At 38.5% G+C, this 18122-nt stretch carries 15 protein-coding genes and 1 tRNA gene; 5 read left to right on the top strand and 11 right to left on the bottom strand.

Annotation, left to right across the window (positions count from 1 at the left end):
* Positions 1 to 158 precede the first annotated feature (158 nt).
* A tRNA-Thr gene (locus tag ACYSNQ_RS09720) sits at positions 159 to 231 on the bottom strand.
* A 282-nt stretch (positions 232 to 513) separates the two neighbouring features.
* A complete protein-coding gene (upp, locus tag ACYSNQ_RS09715) occupies positions 514 to 1143 on the bottom strand; it encodes a uracil phosphoribosyltransferase (protein ID WP_426082866.1) in 630 nt (209 codons plus the stop codon).
* Positions 1144 to 2172: 1029 nt separating this feature from the next.
* Here upp and ACYSNQ_RS09710 point away from each other — a divergent pair.
* Positions 2173 to 2955, top strand: a complete 783-nt coding sequence (locus ACYSNQ_RS09710) for a sulfite exporter TauE/SafE family protein (protein WP_426082864.1) — start codon at positions 2173 to 2175, stop codon at positions 2953 to 2955.
* A gap of 845 nt (positions 2956 to 3800) precedes the next feature.
* Here ACYSNQ_RS09710 and glyA read toward each other — a convergent pair.
* The 5 genes from glyA to ACYSNQ_RS09685 form a co-directional block, all read right to left on the bottom strand.
* On the bottom strand, positions 3801 to 5042 hold the full coding sequence (gene glyA, locus ACYSNQ_RS09705) for a serine hydroxymethyltransferase (protein WP_426082862.1): 1242 nt from the start codon (positions 5040 to 5042) through the stop codon (positions 3801 to 3803).
* Positions 5043 to 5114: 72 nt separating this feature from the next.
* A complete protein-coding gene (locus tag ACYSNQ_RS09700) occupies positions 5115 to 6137 on the bottom strand; it encodes an L-threonylcarbamoyladenylate synthase (protein WP_426082861.1) in 1023 nt (340 codons plus the stop codon).
* 30 nt (positions 6138 to 6167) lie between these two features.
* On the bottom strand, positions 6168 to 7001 hold the full coding sequence (prmC, locus tag ACYSNQ_RS09695; protein WP_426082860.1) for a peptide chain release factor N(5)-glutamine methyltransferase: 834 nt from the start codon (positions 6999 to 7001) through the stop codon (positions 6168 to 6170).
* A complete protein-coding gene (prfA, locus tag ACYSNQ_RS09690; protein WP_426082858.1) occupies positions 6994 to 8067 on the bottom strand; it encodes a peptide chain release factor 1 in 1074 nt (357 codons plus the stop codon). Before prfA ends, prmC begins: the two co-directional genes overlap by 8 nt.
* A 205-nt stretch (positions 8068 to 8272) precedes the next feature.
* A complete protein-coding gene (locus ACYSNQ_RS09685; RefSeq protein ID WP_426082856.1) occupies positions 8273 to 8854 on the bottom strand; it encodes a thymidine kinase in 582 nt (193 codons plus the stop codon).
* 259 nt (positions 8855 to 9113) lie between these two features.
* Here ACYSNQ_RS09685 and ACYSNQ_RS09680 point away from each other — a divergent pair, with 259 nt between their 5' ends.
* From ACYSNQ_RS09680 to ACYSNQ_RS09670, 3 genes are all read left to right on the top strand, one after another.
* Positions 9114 to 10514, top strand: a complete 1401-nt coding sequence (locus ACYSNQ_RS09680) for a TrkH family potassium uptake protein (RefSeq protein WP_426082854.1) — start codon at positions 9114 to 9116, stop codon at positions 10512 to 10514.
* Positions 10515 to 10747: 233 nt separating this feature from the next.
* On the top strand, positions 10748 to 12100 hold the full coding sequence (locus tag ACYSNQ_RS09675) for a DUF1727 domain-containing protein (RefSeq protein ID WP_426082852.1): 1353 nt from the start codon (positions 10748 to 10750) through the stop codon (positions 12098 to 12100).
* Positions 12093 to 12773 (top strand): type 1 glutamine amidotransferase, encoded by a 681-nt coding sequence (locus ACYSNQ_RS09670; RefSeq protein ID WP_426082851.1) that lies wholly within the window; start codon positions 12093 to 12095, stop codon positions 12771 to 12773. Before ACYSNQ_RS09675 ends, ACYSNQ_RS09670 begins: the two co-directional genes overlap by 8 nt.
* A 493-nt stretch (positions 12774 to 13266) precedes the next feature.
* Here the strand turns inward: ACYSNQ_RS09670 and manA are convergent, their stop codons facing one another.
* The 4 genes from manA to ACYSNQ_RS09650 all read right to left on the bottom strand — a co-directional run bounded on the left by manA (position 13267) and on the right by ACYSNQ_RS09650 (position 17055).
* The gene (gene manA / locus ACYSNQ_RS09665) at positions 13267 to 14235 is read right to left on the bottom strand and encodes a mannose-6-phosphate isomerase, class I (protein WP_426082849.1); all 969 of its coding nucleotides are present in this window, start codon (positions 14233 to 14235) and stop codon (positions 13267 to 13269) included.
* A gap of 59 nt (positions 14236 to 14294) precedes the next feature.
* A complete protein-coding gene (locus ACYSNQ_RS09660) occupies positions 14295 to 15314 on the bottom strand; it encodes a serine hydrolase domain-containing protein (RefSeq protein WP_426082847.1) in 1020 nt (339 codons plus the stop codon).
* A gap of 22 nt (positions 15315 to 15336) precedes the next feature.
* A complete protein-coding gene (locus ACYSNQ_RS09655) occupies positions 15337 to 16086 on the bottom strand; it encodes a CppA N-terminal domain-containing protein (RefSeq protein WP_426082845.1) in 750 nt (249 codons plus the stop codon).
* 405 nt (positions 16087 to 16491) lie between these two features.
* Positions 16492 to 17055: a guanylate kinase gene (locus tag ACYSNQ_RS09650; protein WP_426082843.1), complete on the bottom strand. Its 564-nt coding sequence runs from the start codon at positions 17053 to 17055 to the stop codon at positions 16492 to 16494.
* A gap of 340 nt (positions 17056 to 17395) precedes the next feature.
* Here ACYSNQ_RS09650 and ACYSNQ_RS09645 point away from each other — a divergent pair, with 340 nt between their 5' ends.
* The gene (locus ACYSNQ_RS09645; RefSeq protein WP_426082842.1) at positions 17396 to 18016 is read left to right on the top strand and encodes an FMN-dependent NADH-azoreductase; all 621 of its coding nucleotides are present in this window, start codon (positions 17396 to 17398) and stop codon (positions 18014 to 18016) included.
* Positions 18017 to 18122 lie beyond the last annotated feature (106 nt).

The raw sequence follows: 18122 nt of genomic DNA, 5'->3' as shown, positions 1-18122 counted from the left end.
ACTTAAACGCACAGAAATCAATGAGTAACAAATTAAATAACATTTTTTAAAAGTACAATTTTTCACTTCTTTTTAGTAAGTAGTAATTTTTAGGCAACTACCTTTTTTAACATTTTTTAAGCAAACAAAAAACCCTTGTTTATCAAGGATTTCAACTATGCCAGCTGCAGGGATCGAACCTGTGACCTGCGCGTTACGAGTGCGCTGCTCTACCAACTGAGCTAAGCTGGCGTTCAATGACGAAACTATTATAAATCTCTTTTTTTGAATTGTAAAGAGATACTGCCAAGCAAACCATTAATAGTCATCTACTGACATCATTTTCTATTCCCCACTTAAGCAATGGATTTATACGAACTGTTCCTTCACTTTTTACTGGTCTTGCAAAATCATTCACTGATTCTTTCCCAATAAAAAAGCTTGAGCTATAAAAACTACAGCCCAAACTTTTTTGTACTAAAGTCAAATATAGAAGCCTCACGCTTTTTCTCGTCTTATTTAAGACAGTTCTACTTATTTTGTACCAAACAAACGGTCGCCCGCATCACCTAGTCCTGGAACGATATAGCCATCTTCATTCAGCTTCTCGTCCAATGCAGCAGTATAGATATCAATATCTGGATGTGCGTCCTGCAATGCTTTCACACCTTCTGGCGCTGCAACCAGACAGACAAATTTAATATTACTGCCGCCGCGCTCCTTCAACGAATCAATTGCCATGATAGCTGATCCACCAGTAGCCAGCATAGGGTCTACTACGAATAATTGACGGGCATCAATATCTTCCGGCATTTTCACAAAGTATTCTACCGGCTCCAACGTTTCGTGGTCACGGTATAAGCCGACATGTCCAACCTTAGCTGCTGGAATTAGTTCAAGAATCCCATCAACCATGCCAATACCTGCTCTTAAAATCGGAACAATCGCTACCTTCTTACCTGATAATGTCTTTTGTGTTGTTTCACCCATTGGTGTTTCAATCACAACATCCTCTAAAGGCATATCTCTGGAAACCTCATAAGCCATCAGCATTGCAATTTCATTAACTACCTCACGAAAAACTTTAGTTCCGCAGTCTTTGTCTCTGATGATTGTTAATTTGTGCTGAATTAATGGATGATCAATTACTTGAAATTTTCCCATGTTCTGTCTCCTAACTATTCATTTTCTTCTACTATTGTAAAACAAAAAAGAGCGGTTGACTAGTCAATCACTCAAGAATTATTTCTTAGCTTTATCTTCTTCTTATTTAGAAAGCTCAATTGACTCTATTCTGTTATTTTAGTAGACACCAGCTAAAATAAACCCTTACTCAACGCCTTTATAAGCGGCATAATTGTTTCAAATTCTTCTGCTGAAATCAAGTTAAAAATCATCTACATATTTCTTCGGATTTTCCCAGCTAAGTGCATAACACAACATGCTTTAAAATCTGTAATTACTAGCGCAGACTCATTATTTTTATCAAATGAACCATCATTCTTTTCAGGCTCAATCTTCTGTCATAAACTGCCATTAATCCGCGCTTTCTAGATTAGTAAAAAAGCAACAAGACTAGTTTACTGAACGAGTTATCTTACAAGTTATGTTGTTATTTATCAAAATGAGGACGTGTCTGAAAAGTAATGTGATATCCGAATGCTCAAGGATAATTGTCACAATCAAGAAAAAAACACTGATTTAGCTCATAAAGGTTTTTTCTGCCGACAAGTCCAGCACACCCTCGAAGCTCTATTCCCCGCTAGTGTTTTTGGACACGCTCTAGTCCTAGTTTGAGCCTTCACTACTTCTTTTAAACAATTCATGTTAAATTTTCATTCACTTAGTGATACATCTGATTGATTTGAATTAGATAAAATTTACTTCCAATCAACAAACGCCCATTTCCACCTCAACTTTGTCCTCATCAACCTTCTAATAAATACTGGGAAGTTTTCATGATATACTGGATAAGTAACTACAAATTTTATTTCCTGTACCTCTAGCATTCTAAGTTGCCTAAAACTAAACTAAATGGATTAGATATGGATTTATTAATCCAGTCAACAGCAGCTAAAGCAATATCTGTTTTCCATGAATAGAAAGTAGTGTTTGATAAGATTTATTAACTTTTTGATTTTAGCTCGTGTTTCTTTGAAAAAGTTCTTATAAAAAAAATGAAAGGCTAATTATATGAAAACTTTACTTATCTACTTTATTACGATTGTTCTATCTAATACAGTTGGTGCTATTTCTGGTATGGGCGGCGGTGTAATCATCAAGCCCGTGCTGGATTTTATTGGACTCCATTCGTTAAGCGCGATTGCTTTTTACTCCAGTACCGCTGTTTTTACCATGTCCATTTCTTCAACCTATAAACAGCTTAAGGATGGAATTCAAATTGATTTTAGCCGAGCGCTGGCAATCTCTATGGGTTCCTTATTGGGAGGTGTTCTCGGTGACAGTCTGTTAAATCGGCTGCTCGAGTTTTTCAAATCAGACAATCAGGTTCAAATCATTCAGAATGTCTTAATGATTCTTACATTACTCATTGTTCTTTTTTATAATCAATGGGGGCAAAAAAAACTAGCGCTTTCCAGTAAGTGGCTTTATTTAATCATCGGACTTTTTCTGGGGATTCTTTCTACTTTTTTGGGAATCGGCGGCGGACCAATCAATGTAGCTGCTCTTATTTTCTTTTTTGGCATGGATATCAAAATGGCAACTGTGTATTCCATCGTTACAATTTTCTTTTCTCAAATTGCAAAGCTTTCCAGTGTTGGACTAAGTGTAGGCTTCTATTCCTACGACCTGTCAATTTTATGGGCTGTAATTCCAGCAGCCTTGTTGGGAGGCTGGCTGGGTGGTTTGCTAAGCAGTCGAATGACAGAGGTTCAAGTGAAAAAGCTTTATAGCCTCATCGTTCTACTAGTCTTGCTCATTAATATTTATAATTTATACGCAGCAATAGGATAACTGCTTTAAAGTTATGAATACACAAGCTCTTTTAACAAACCAAAAACAGCGTTCAAACTTTTGAGCGCTGTTGTTTTCTCTAATGTGCTAATCAGAAATATGTGCTTGTTAAATATTTATTTACATATAAAATCTCAGTGGTGTTGCAAAGAAAAATAAATGGCTAAGCATGCTTCAGACCAATAGAATAGGTAGTGAGCCGGAAGCAACTCGGCGGAAAGCCCTGGCCGATTTCCTTCCTAAATGAAGTCAAACAAGCTGTAACTTACTTGAAAAGCAGCTTGTAATTCCTTATTTGCTTTTGACACTGCCCGTTCTTGGTTCTGAAGCATAACTATCCATAGACAAAAAAGTCCTTTATACTACTCTTGGATGACTTATCCAAGACCAATAAAAAGGATTACCACATGAAAGAGTATAACGCAAAAACATCTTTTCAGAAATGCTTTTCTACAATAACGTTTGATTCTTTATCTGAGAAAACTAAACGAACCAGCAAAAACTTTGATTAGTATAGTAAAAAGCTTGATTTTAGAGCCATTCTAAAAATTCTCCTTTTCCATTTTCAGCAGGTTGGTGTTTTCAGATTATTCTGACTATATTTCTGCAACACCAGTGATAAAATCTTATTTAAACTGTTTTTTTACAATGCTAAAAGGAAGCTTTTTACCAATATCCCATGGCTTCACAGGAAAGCCTTTGAAGTTCCTTTCTCAAAAAAACTTGAAACAAAGTCAGATATTTTCTGCTTTTGTTTCAAGTGCTAAGATTTCATTCAATTTTCAGTCCTGACAACATATTTTGATACAGAACCTATAACATTTCAAATCAAATAAATCGTTCGTTTACTTTTTATATAACGGATATTTTTCTGTCAGCTCTTTCACAGCGTCCTTGACTTCAGTCATGGCAGCTTCATCTGTATGATTCTTCAAAGCTTTGATAATCAGTTTTGCCACCTCGATAGAATCTTCTTCTTTGAAGCCTCTAGTAGTAATCGCAGGTGTCCCTACTCGGATTCCACTTGTCTTAAACGGGCTAAGCTGTTCAAAAGGAATGGAATTCTTATTCACTGTAATATTCACTGTATCCAAAATTTTCTCTGCTTCTTTACCATTTAGTCCAAAACCAGTGACATCAATCAGCAGCAGATGATTATCCGTCGCACCGCTAATCAAGCGGGCTTCAGGTGACTGGTTGAAAACTTTAGTCATTGCTTTGGCATTTTCAATTACTTGTTCACTATAATATTTAAAATCAGGATCAAGTGCTTCTTTAAATGCCACTGCTTTACCAGCGATTACATGTTCTAACGGACCACCCTGAATACCAGGAAAAATATTGCTGTTGATTTTTTTAGCTAATTCCTCGTCATTTGTCAAAATTAGACCGCCTCTAGGTCCCCGCAGTGTTTTATGGGTTGTAGAGGTTGTAATATCGGCAAAAGGAACTGGATTAGGATGCAGTCCAGCTGCAACCAGTCCGGCAATATGTGCCATATCCACCATTAATTTTGCGCCGATTTCATCAGCGATTTCACGGAATTTTTCAAAATCGATTGTTCTGGAATACGCACTAGCTCCAGCAACAATTAATTTTGGCTGATGTTCACGTGCCAGAATACGTACAACATTATAATCAATGACTTCCGTCACCGGATCAACACCGTAGCTGACAAAATTATACGTTTTTCCGCTAAAGTTAACCGGTGAGCCATGGGTTAAATGTCCCCCTGCTGATAAATCCATCCCCATGATTGTATCTCCTGGTTCAACCAAAGATAGATAAGCCGCTGTATTTGCCTGTGACCCAGAATGTGCCTGCACATTGGCAAAGGCAGAGCCGAACAGTTTTTTTGCTCGTTCAATCGCCAGCGTTTCAACTACATCAACAAATTCACAGCCGCCATAATAACGTTTTCCCGGATAGCCTTCTGCATATTTGTTGGTTAAAATACTTCCCTGTGCAGCCATAACGCCTTCAGAAACCACATTTTCCGATGCAATTAGCTCCAAATTATTCTCTTGACGCTCTTTCTCTTTTCCAATAGCTTCCCAAACCTCTGGATCATACTCTTGATAATTCATTTTAGACAACACCTCATTCGATTTCTTGTTTCGATTGTATCATACTTAATTCCCCTCTACCTAAAAAAGCCATCAGATTTTGAAAAAATTTTGATCCGCTGCTTTTTTCAGACGATTCATATATGCAGTCCCCAGTCCTATTTCTGGAAAAGCAGGCACAAAAATCAAATCCAGCTCTTTTTCATCTAAGGAACGTAGTCCTGAAAACAAGTATTTCGTTGCCGGCTCTACACCCTCTTCACCAAAAGAATAACCGACTATCTTTTTATCGTTTAGCAATTCAAGTATTTTTTTACTGGCAAAGATACCTAGCTTTTTCTGATTTTTTTCCGCCCAATCTGCGGCTGCCCGCCAGCTTTGCTCATCATTTTGAACAATCCAAACCGGGGTACTAGGAGAGTAATGCTTATACTTCATTCCTGGGGCTTTAGGTGCTTCGTTCTCGGTGAGCAAATGCTTATCCACTGATACCTGCCCCACAACTTGTTCCAGCGCTTCTTTCGTCACAGCACCTGGCCGTAAAATAAGTGGGGTTCCTGAGCTATCCGTTAAGTCTAAAACCGTTGATTCTACACCAATCTGAGTAGGTCCGCCATCCAAAATAGCAGAAATTTTTCCGTTCAAATCGTGATATACGTGTGCAGCTGTTGTCGGACTTGGTTTTCCTGAAGTGTTTGCACTTGGACCAACAATTGGTATGCCTGCAGCTTCAATCAGCTTTAGGGTCAGCGAATGATTAGGCATCCGAAATGCGACGGTGTCTAAGCCTCCTGTGACAGAGGAAGAAAAGCTGCCGGTCTTTAACGGCAAAATCAATGTCAGCGGTCCCGGCCAGAAATGGTGTATCAGCTTTTCAGCTGTTTCCGGCAGCTGATCAATATAGCACAGCAGCATTTCCAATCCGCTTACATGGACAATCAGCGGATTGTCGCTGGGACGTCCTTTCACCTGATACACCTGCTTTACTGAAGCTTCAGAGAGTGCGTTTGCGCCCAAGCCATAAACCGTTTCCGTGGGAAAAGCTACCAGTTCGCCCTGCTTCAGATACACTGCAGCTTCGTCTATATCATTTTTTGTAAAACATCTGGTTTCCATTTTCCATCTTCCTTACTTTTTCAATTGTTTCTATTCAGCAATCACCATCCGGTCATTTCCTGAAAGATCCTTCTCGACACGAACCTGTTTATTTGGAAATTTTTCCTGAATAAGAGCCTTCACTGCCGCCCCTTGCTGAAAACCAATTTCGAAATAAATCTTGCCTGCTGGTTTAAGGCAGTTCGCTGCCTCCTTCACAAGCTGCTTGTATATTGCCAATCCATCATCTTCTGCAAACAAGGCCTGCTTCGGCTCATACTTTTTCACACTTTGATCCATCAGCTGCCATTCTGTTAAACTAATATACGGCGGATTGGAAATAAGAATATCTATCTCCTTATTCAGAACTGGAGCAAGTCCATCCCCTAAAACCAGCTCTATCGAAGCTGCCAGTGCTTCACTATTTTGTGCCGCAACTGCCAGCGCTTCTTTCGAAAGGTCCACCGCAGTAATCTGCCAATCAGGACGTGCCAGCTTCAGGCTGATTGCAATTGCTCCTGTCCCCGTCCCTACATCCACAACGGTTAGCTTATTCTGCAAATTCTCATTGAGACAATATTCCACCAGCTCTTCTGTTTCAGGACGCGGGATAAGCGTATCTTCACTGACCACAAAACGATGCCCATAAAATTCACTATAGCCTAGCAAATACTGGGGCGGATAATCCTGCTGCAGGCTATTCAAATCTGCATGAATCTGTGCTTCTTCCACATCAGGAATCTCATCCTTCATATGAAGCAGCCAATCCGTTTTATTCCAGCCTTTTCGTTCAAATAGAAGATAGTATGGAGCATAATCGTCCTTTCCCAGCTCTTTTAAAAAAGAAGAAGCCCGTTTCAGGACTTCAAAATAAGTTTTAGCCATTTTGCATCTCTTCTAATTTAGAAGTTTGATCGTACAAGACCAGCGCATCTACAATCTCATCCAGCTTCCCAGCCAAAATCTGATCCAGCTTCTGAATTGTCAAACCTATCCGGTGATCTGTTACCCGATTCTGCGGGAAATTATAGGTACGAATCCGTTCCGAACGATCCCCTGTTCCCACTGCAGATTTTCTAGTTGCATCATATTCGCTTTGTGCTTCCTGCTGGATGATGTCATAAACTCTGGCACGCAGAACCTTCATTGCCTTATCCCGGTTTTTCAGCTGCGACCGTTCATCCTGCATCGCAACTACTACTCCTGTTGGAATGTGTGTTAAACGAACAGCGGATGCTGTCTTATTGACGTGCTGACCGCCGGCACCGCTGGCATGATAAATATCTGTTCGAATATCTTTATCTGCAATGTCGATCTCTACTTCTTCCGCTTCCGGCATTACGACAACTGTAGCTGTTGATGTATGGATACGGCCTTGAGATTCTGTTGAAGGCACACGCTGTACACGATGAGCACCACTCTCATATTTCAGTTTTGAAAATACATTTTCGCCGGTAATCATCATAATCACTTCTTTGTAACCGCCGATACCAGTAACATTTGCTTCTAAGACTTCAGCCTTCCAACCCTGACTTTCTGCGTATTTCTGATACATATTGAACAAATCACCAGCAAAAAGCGCTGCTTCATCACCACCGGCAGCTCCTCTAATTTCCATAATAATATTTTTATCATCATTCGGATCTTTAGGTAATAATAAAATTTTGATTCGCTCTTCAAGAACCTCTTTTTCCTTCTTCAGCTCAGAAAGCTCTTCCTTCGCCATTTCAGCCATTTCAGCATCAAGATTTTCGCCAAGCAGTTCTTCGGCTTCCTTAATTCCTTCAACAACTTTTTTATAGCGGCGATAGTTTTCTACTGTTTCCCTGCTTCCTGCTTCTTCCTTTGAAAGCTGCATAAAACGTTTCGTATCCGTAACTACTTCCGGATCGCTCAAGAGCTCCCCTAATTCTTCATAACGATCCTCGATCGCCTGTAACTGATCGTACATGTGCATTTCTCCTTCTCTAGATAATCAGTGCAGCTCAGCTTTTTGCCGCGTTTACTTACACTGAAATAATCATTTTTTCAATTGTTTTTCCACGTTTTCCGATTTTTAACGCTATCGGTCTATTTCATTTGTTTAGATTTGGCTCTTAACTTGCCTATCACTCTGTTTACTAACCTATGAAGCTGCAAATCCATTATATGCTTCGCTATAGATCTTTTCTTTTTTCAGGGTGGAAATAGTGTTTCCGACAAACTGGATAATAGGCTTCATTTCCGCCAATCTGCACCTGATCACCTTCATACACTGGTTTCCCATCTATATAATGTAAGTTCATGATTGCTTTTTTATGACAGAACCAGCAGATTGTTTTTAGCTCCTCGATTTTATCCGCATAAAGAAGCAGATATTTTGAGCCTTCAAACAGCTCATTACGAAAATCATTTTTTAACCCAAACGCCATCACTGGTATTTCCAAATCATCCACGACTTTAGCAAATTCAATCACGTGATGTTTGCTTAAAAATTGAGATTCATCTACCAATACACAGTAAGGTCGAGCATCCAGACTTTTAACCAAATCATAGACATTTGTCTCTTCAAAAATAGGCAGGGCTTTGCGCTTCAACCCAATTCTACTGGAGACATTTCCCACACCATCTCGTGTATCCAAACCACTGGTCATGATAACAACCGGTTTGTCTTGTTCTTCATAATTATGTGCTACTTTTAAAATTTCAATTGTTTTTCCGCTATTCATTGCGCCGTATTTAAAAAATAATTGTGCCATTACTCACTGTCACCTTTCATTTCATTCCTTTCGTATTTTACTATATTTTGAACAAAAAAGCAGTATTTTCGCAAAATTGCCTGTCTTTTTCCAAATAAAATAAGTTTTCCTTTGCCTCCGTTTTCAGACAGCACTTAGCAATGCGCTTTTCTTTTTCCTGCAGATGACAATATAATGTTATGTTCGATTCCGTAATTTTTCTGTTCCCTAACCTGCTTTTTCTGCTATACTTTACTTAATTACTTGCAGGAGGCGTATTATGTTCAACAGTCGCTTTCTTTGGCGTTCCCAAAGAAAATTTCGTCATTTCATCAGTGACCATTTCTCATCTATTCAAATTATTGTCAGCTATTACATTTTGATGACAGCTATCTCACTGATTTTATTTTATCTACCATTTTTTAGAATCCCAGGTTCTTCTGCTTCCTTTCTGGATATGCTTTTCATGGCTGTCAGTACAGTGAGTGTTACAGGTTTAACCACCTTTGATATTCATACCATTTTTAATGATCAAGGTATTATCTTACTGGAAATTCTTTTTCAGGTAGGTGGTCTTGGTATTATGATGATCTCCACTGCCTTCATTATTTTGTCTAAACGAAGAATTACTTTAAAGCAGCGTCAGCTCATTATGACTGACATGAATCAGCCAAAGCTAAGCGGTATTGTCCGGCTGATTCGGATTACTTTTTCCATATTATTATGGTTCCAGCTGCTGTTTGGTGTGTTCTTTTCCATTTATTTCTATATTTCCGGCTACTACACAAACTGGAAGGATGCAATTTTCTATGGCTTTTATCAGTCAATCTCGGCAGTTACTAACTCTGGCTTTGATATTACTGGTAATTCGATTGTTCCTTTTGCCAATGATTATCTATTTCTGATCATCATTATGTTCTTAATCTTTATCGGGGGAATTGGCTTTCCTGTTTTAATGGAATTTCGCGAGTGGCTGCTCTTTAAGAAAACCAAACGCTGCTTGCCTTTTCGTTTTTCCCTTTTCAGTAAGATAGCTATGCTAGCCTTCATTATCCTGTTCATTGGCGGGACTATTTTGATTTATCTGCTTGAAAGAAATCATTTATTTACAGATATGAGTGAGACTAACCGCTGGATTACGTCTATGTTTTATTCCATGACAACCAGAAATGCCGGACTTCAGATTAATCCGCTTCAGGATTTTCAAATAACTACACTGATTGTCTTTTCTATGCTAATGTTTATTGGCTGCAGCCCAAGTTCTGTCGGCGGCGGTATAAGGACTACAACCGTTGCTATCATTGGTCTGTATCTATACTCATTTATTAAAAGTGAAGACAATGTTAACATCTTCGGCCGGCGAATTGATGATGATGATGTAAAGAAATCAGTTGTTGTTTTTATGCTTTCTCTTCTGATGTGCTTCTTTTCTGTGGTTATTCTTTCTGCAACGGAGGAGCATTCCTTGATTGCGATTATTGTAGAAGTTGCCTCTGCCTTTGGGACAACAGGTTTATCTTTAGGCATTACAGATGATTTAAGCATTACCGGAAAAATCATGATTTCACTCTTAATGTTTATCGGCAGAATTGGCATGCTGTACACATTAATGATTTTCATTCCCAAAGAAACACGAGATCTTGGCTACGAATACCCTTCAGAAAAAATCATTATTGGTTAATCAATTTTGAATTTTAACCATCTTAGTAAAGAAATCCCAAAAAACAGCAGATAGTTGTTTTTTGGGATTTCTTGCGATTCAATGAAGATTGAGAAAAATCAATTAATATTTTTTTTTAATTATGGTATTATAGGTGGAGTTTCAATATATAAATTCCAGTAGTATACATAACGGGTTTTGAACAGGGTTTATATAGCGTGAAAAAATGGAAAAAAGCTATTGGAGGGTACTTTATGGGATTAAGAAGTCAAGTGGCGATTGCTGCCGGCAAAACATCGCAATGGGTATTAAAAACTTTTTTTAAAGGCGGAAGCAGCTATCCGGGACAACTGGCATTAAAAATAGATCCTAATATTTTAGATACATTGGCAAAAGACTACGAAATTGTCGTGGTAACTGGAACCAACGGAAAAACTCTAACAACCGCCTTAACCGTTAATATTTTAAAACAGGAGTTTGATCATGTTTTGACAAACCCTACCGGAGCAAATATGGCTCAGGGAATTGTTTCTACGTTTCTTTCTGCCAATGCTAAAAAAGGACAGAAAAAATTTGCAGTTCTGGAAATTGATGAAGCCAGTCTAAGTAAAGTGACGAAATACATTAAACCAAAATTGTTTTTGTTTACCAACATTTTCCGTGATCAGATGGATCGCTATGGAGAAATCTATACAACTTACCGAATGATTGTTGAAGGAGCAGCAACTTCACCGGAAGCGACGATTCTCTGCAATGGTGATTCACCAATCTTCAATTCAGTGGATACCGTAAATCCAAGAAAATACTACGGCTTTAACCATCTGCCTGATAAAGAACAGCTGGCACATTACAATACCGATGGCGTATTATGTCCTAATTGTCATCACATTTTACACTATAAAATGATTACTTACGCGAATTTAGGCAATTATTACTGTCCAAACTGTGACTTCCATAGACCAGAGTTGGACGTTCAGCTAACCGATATGATACATATGGACAATGTCTCAGCTGAATTTGTTATTGACGGCGGAACCTATGACATAGCTGTCGGCGGCATGTATAACGTGTACAACGCTTTAGCCGCTGCTGCAGTGGCTGAACATTATGGTGTGGATAAAGAAAAAATCAAAGCAGGATTAAGCTACGATGAAAAAGTGTTTGGACGTCAGGAAGTGATTCAAATTGGTGATAAACGCTGTACACTGGTACTTGTTAAAAATCCGGTGGGCTTGAATCAGGTTGTTGATATGATTGGCTTAGCTCCCTATCCCTTCTCCTTGGTTTCTTTGTTAAATGCAAATTACGCAGACGGAATAGATGTCAGCTGGATTTGGGACGGAAATCACGAAGCCTTTGCAGAGATGGATATTCCAGCAGTGATTGCCGGCGGTGACCGTCATACAGATATGGCGCTGCGCTTAAAGGTAGCTGGCATTCCTGAGGAAAAGCTTACTGAGATTCCTGATTTGGAAAAAGTCATTACTGCTATTAAAGAACTGCCAACTGAAAATGTGTATATTTTAGCCACTTACACAGCTGTGCTGCAGCTTAGAAAAGCACTTGCTGTCCAAGGCTATATTCAAGGAGGAATGAACAGTGTCTAAAGAACTTCATGTCTGTCACCTTTACGGTAACCTGCTGAATACGTATGGCGACAATGGTAATATGCTGATGCTGAAATATCTTGCTGAGAAAAACGGCATTGCCTTTACTTCTGAGATAGTCAGTATTTATGAACCGTTTGATCCTGAAAAATATGATTTAGTCTTTTTTGGCGGCGGGCAGGATTTTGAGCAGGTTATTGTTTCGCAGGATATTCAAACAAAAAAAGACACGCTAACCAGCTATATTGAAGATGATGGCGTTATGTTGGCTATCTGCGGCGGCTATCAGCTGCTGGGACATTATTACATTGGCGCAGATGGTGAAAAAATCAAAGGCATCAGTGCTTTGGATCACTACACGCTTAGTCAGGATAACAACCGATATATCGGTGATATCACTATTCATAACGAGGAGTTTAACGAAACTTACTATGGATTTGAAAATCATAATGGACGGACATTCTTAGGGGAAGGGGAACGCCCTTTAGGAAAGGTTGTTGAAGGCAAAGGAAACAATGCCGAAGATGGTTCCGAAGGAGTTATCTACAAAAATGTCTACGGTTCATATTTTCACGGACCTATCCTTTCCAGAAATGAGAATCTTGGTTTACGTCTCATTAATACTGCCCTTGAAAGAAAGTATGGAAAAGATGCGGGAATACAAACCGCTTAACGAACAACCGACTTGGCATCGTAGGGATTTACTTTACTCATGAGGCTACTAGTAATCATAAAAAATAAACGAAACAGCGAGAGGACATAACTATATCCCCTTCGCTGTTTTTATCAATACTTTAATAAACGAATGGAGAATTAACAGCTCTTTGCCGATTCACCTGTTGAACCAATGGTGTAAAAATCTCCATCAAGACTTCTGGGCCGAGCTCTGTTATTTTGCGGGAAAGAGAGCTATAACAAAGGAAGTCACTGCCTATTTTATTGGTCTGAAGCATGATGAACTAGCTTATTTTCTTTGTAACACGAGTGACATAATCTAAAACAAATCGAAGCTGGCGCACTACTTTCTCTCACTTATCATTTCAGCCTTCCTCTCTACGCTTCTGCCAGCTTACTTATCTTTGTATAATGTGCGATTCTGTCTATTTAAAAAGAGTCCCGCAGTTTTTACTAACTACGGGAACTCTTTATTTTTTTCTAATCAGATTTTATACGCCTGGCTCAGAAGCAATGATTGTCAGCTCGCCTTCAACACGCCATCTTTCGACACCGTCAGGAAGAATGAAGCTGTCTCCCATCTTCAACTCATACGTTGTATTCTGCTCAGGATTAGCCTGTTCAATAACTAATCTGCCCTCACCGTTAATGACAGTTGCCAAAGTATAAGGTGCACCCTTTTTCAGCTTTAATGATCCTTTAACCAGCCATTCGTAGACATTAAAGAACTCGGTTTTCAAGTAAGTCACTAGACTTGACTGCCCTTGGTTTTGCTGTTGAATCTGCAGTGCAGGCTCTTTCGCCGGTACAGTGGTCACATCGATTGACTGTTCCAAGTGAAGCTCTCTGGGCTGTCCCTTATCATCTTTTCTGTCATAATCATATACTCTATAAGTTGTATCGCTGCTCTGCTGTGTTTCCAGAATCATAATCCCTTTACCAATTGCATGAATCGTACCGCTTGGTACATAGAAAAAATCACCTTTTTTAACAGGAACCTTCTTTAAGAGGTCATCCCATTTTCCTTCATGAATCATCTCAGCTAATTCTTCTCTGGTCTTTGCATGATGTCCATAAATAATTGAAGCTCCCGGCTCGGCATCAATGATATACCAGCATTCAGTTTTTCCTAGTTCTCCTTCATGTTTTAAACCATACGCATCATCTGGATGAACCTGAACAGATAAATCATCTTCTGCATCCAAAATCTTAATTAGTAAAGGAAAAACATCTCCAGAAGCATTTCCAAAGAGTTCACGATGTTCCTGCCATAGTTCATCCAGTTTTTTACCGGCGAACTCGCCATTGATAACCGTGCCAACGCCATGAGGATGTGCACTGATTGCCCAGTCTTCACCAATTTTGTCGTTAGGTAAATCAAAGCCAAACACTGTATGAAGACGATTGCCGCCCCAAATCTTCTCTTGAAAAACAGGTTTTAGAAATAAAGGTTGATTCATGATCACTTACTCCTCCGCAACTTTTCTAATAGTTAATGTATAGTCATTATCTGCTAATTTTAACTCATTCTCGCTTTTTCTTCCAGATAAATCTGCAGCAGCTCATCTCTTTTTTCAATATAAGCCTGACGGTTGTCTGCAGGATGAACCCGGTTAGATAAAAAAAGAAAAGCCTCTTTGTGCAAAATATCTAATAATAAAAATGTTCCAGTGTAACCTGTATGAAAAAGAAAACGCTCGCCGTTCAATCCTTCTTTCAAATCCCAGCCCAAAGAACGCTCACCTGTAGCTGCAAGTGTATAGTCTTTTAACAATCCTTGAATCGTTTCTTTTTTCAAAAACGTTTTTCCGTTATAGCTACCATCATTTAAGTACATTTCAGCAAAACTCAGCAAATCTGATAAATTTGTAAACAAGCCGGCATTTCCCGCATGCTCTGACAATACAAAGGCTTTGGGATCATGCGTCGCTCCTTGAATTATTCCTCTGACAGGATGATCTTCTGTAGCTACGGTTTTTACAGAAGCCGCAGGAAGAAAACAGCTGCTTGTCATTTGCAGTGGTCTAAGTACTCGCTCCTCAAATAACTCCACGGCAGTTTTTTTTAGTAAATGTTCCAGCATCAAGCCTAGCAGAATAGTTCCTACATCTGTATACTTTACTTCTTTCCCAAGCTTACTCCCAGATTCCACGTTATTGTAGGCCTCGATTAGCTCTTTTTGCGATAATGAATCCCGATTTTTTATGTACGTATGAATATCACTAGTATGTGTAAGCAAGTGTCGAATCGTTATCTTGTCATCCGTAAATACCGGGTAATACATTTTAAGCGGCTGATCCAGTGCAATAAGCTTTTCCTCTAGCAACTGCAAAATAACAGTTGTGGTACAAATCACCTTTGTTAAGGAGGCAACATCAAACAGATGATCTGTTGTTAGCTTTTCTTTTTCAGGAAGGAGCCGTGCAAATCCAAGTGTTTGAGACTCTATACTGCCATTGCGTATAAAGCTGTAGGAAACACCTGGAAATACGCCCTCTTTCAGGAAACTGTTAATACAGTTTTTTGTCTGTTCATACATCATCTTATTCTCCATATCCAGCTTATTCGCGGACAAACCACCATTCGATACCATTTACGTCAAAAACAGTCAGAATCGACCGTTTATTATCCACAAAAAAGTCCTGTTTCATTGTTTTCAAGTGTTCACTAAGCCGCTCAATTTCTTCCGAAGTTTTCAAATCAACGACAAAAAAACTCCAGCCTAAATTGTCATAATCCTTTTCTTCTACCAGCTGAAAAACAACCTTCTGATTGTTAAACGTCAGCAAGTCTTCAGCAAGCTTTTTCATACCGAAGATATTCTCATAAAAGGTTTGACTCTGCTCTTTATTTGCAGTATTCAACGAAATTTTTACAAGTCCACTACCAACAGTTTCACCATTCTGGCCATCGTGCGCTTTGTTTGGATAAAGAAATTCAATTTCATTTTTTTCTGGATCAACCAAACGAACGCCGTTTAACTTTTTATTTTTTGAGAGTTCTTCTGTGGAAATATCCTGGCTGGAAAAATGTTGGAGGGCTGCGGTAAACTCTGATTCAGAACCCATCTGAACAGAATAGTGCACGAGTGAAGCTTCAGCTTTTTCTGAAAGATCCATTGCATCTGTTTCCTCTAAAATCAGTTGCTGTTTTTTATCTTTATTGATATCAAATATTGACAGTCCATTTTCTTCATTTTTCAGGGTAAACCCTAATACATCTTTATAGAAGCTGACCATTTCATGATTACTATTGATTTTGAATGCAATTGTATTCAAAGAGGCGTCCTCTGCTAATTGAAAAGTCCCCATACATTTTCCTCCCTATCACACTAACAATTCACTACTATTGTATCACTTGTCCTGAATTGAGCAACTAATTAAGCCCGACGATTCAGACTTTCCAAGCAACTAGACCAATTATTTGTTTTATGTATTAAATACATGATTTTTTCATAAAAAATATTTTATTTTAAAATAACAAATGATATTTAATGTAAATTATACAAAATAAAACAAAACAAGTATAGTAAGATTTTCCTCACTTGTTTTGCTTTATTTCCTCAGTTTTATTGATTTTATGAAGGAATCAAATTGAAACAGAAGAGGTATACTTTGAGAACCAAACAAGTACTGATAAATATCCGTTCGTCCCTTGTAATGTATAAGCAGAAATTTCTTAATTTGTCCCACACCATAGTCATTCCTTAAAACCCATTATTCAATGATCCGCTTCAGCTCTTCAACCACTTTTTCCAGCGGCTGATTTCCATCAATTACGTGGAGATTTTTATACTGCTGCAGCTGCTCTTTAATCTGCTGATCCTGCTCAAATATTGCCAGTCGTTTCTCTTGAGAAAGCTTGTCGTCTTTACGCAGTTTTAGGCGTTTTTGACTATTTTCCCTGCTGACATCTAAAAAAATTGGAACTACCTGATTGCCAAAACGGGCAGCCAGAGTCCGAAAGCCTTTGATGGTCAAGGCATTGTAGGCACTACGACTACGAGTTTTCCTAACAATCTCTTCTACCCCAATTCCATAATAATGTCCGTCATACTCATCATATTCAATCAGCTTACCTGTATTTATTAGTTCTTCAAACTGCTCCCTATCGACAAAATAATAATCCAGTCCCTCCTGCTCTCCTTTACGCTTTTTTCTAGTGGTATAGGAAACAATTTTACTTTCTTTGGGAAAGGCCAGCTCAGTTATTTTTGTTTTTCCTGATCCGCTTGGACCCATAATGATATACAGAGGATGATTTATTTTTTCCACTTCCATACAGGTCTCTCCTTTCTAATATATAGTTCAGCTAATTCTAGGATTGTCGTTATTCATGCAGCATACTCTTTCTTTTTACTATCATAGCTTGATTTTTCAGCAATATCAAACCTTTCACTTCTTCCAACTGTTTAGAAATCATTACCAAAAATTTTCTTATAAGCAAATATATTGCTTCCCTTACTTTTTATTAGTAAAATGATAATGTTTAATAATGGATTTTGTCTGAATAAATTGAATTTTATTTAAGTTTTCGGATGCATCCTAAAATAATCATAAAACTATTTCTGCTGCACCAAATTATCAGTAGTGGAATCACAATGAAAAGGAGAAAACACACATGTCAAAATTATTAGTTGTTAAGGCACACCCACTTACTAAGGAAGAATCACGCTCAGTGCGGGCTTTGGACTCATTTTTAGAAAGTTATAAATCAGTTAACGCTGATGATCAAATCGAAATTCTGGATGTCTATGCAGACACTGTTCCAGAAATTGATGAAGAGCTATTATCTGGATGGAATGCCTTAAGAGCCGGTTCTGAATTTACTAGCTTGAATGCTTCACAACAGGAGAAAATTTCTCGCTTTAACGATTTAACAGAACAGTTTATCAATTCAGATAAAGTTGTTATTGCTAATGCACTTTGGAACTTGAATGTACCAACCCGTCTAAAAGCATGGATTGATACAATTAACGTTGCAGGCAAAACATTCAAATATACAGAAGAAGGTCCTAAAGGCCTTGCTGAAGGAAAAAGCGTACTTCATATCCAGTCTAACGGCGGTGTATACGGCGGAAACGATTTCTCTTCACAATACGTAAAAGGTATTCTTAACTTTATCGGTATTGAAGATGTTCAACAGCTGTTTATCGAAGGAATCGATTATGCACCAGAACGTTCCGAAGAACTAATGAATGAAGCCTTGAAAAAAGCAGAAGACTTAGGTAAAAGCTTCTAAAAAAGCAATTAAGTGCTGCAGCGGCTGTCGAAATGACAGCCGCTGCAGCACTTTTTTCCGGTTTACTACCCACTTTTTTGTTCTCTTTACCTTAATATAAAAGAGA

The organism is Enterococcus sp. LJL51, from assembly GCF_054871795.1.
The sequence above is the reverse complement of the archived record's forward strand: the minus strand, read 5'-3'. Positions and strand labels throughout refer to the sequence as shown.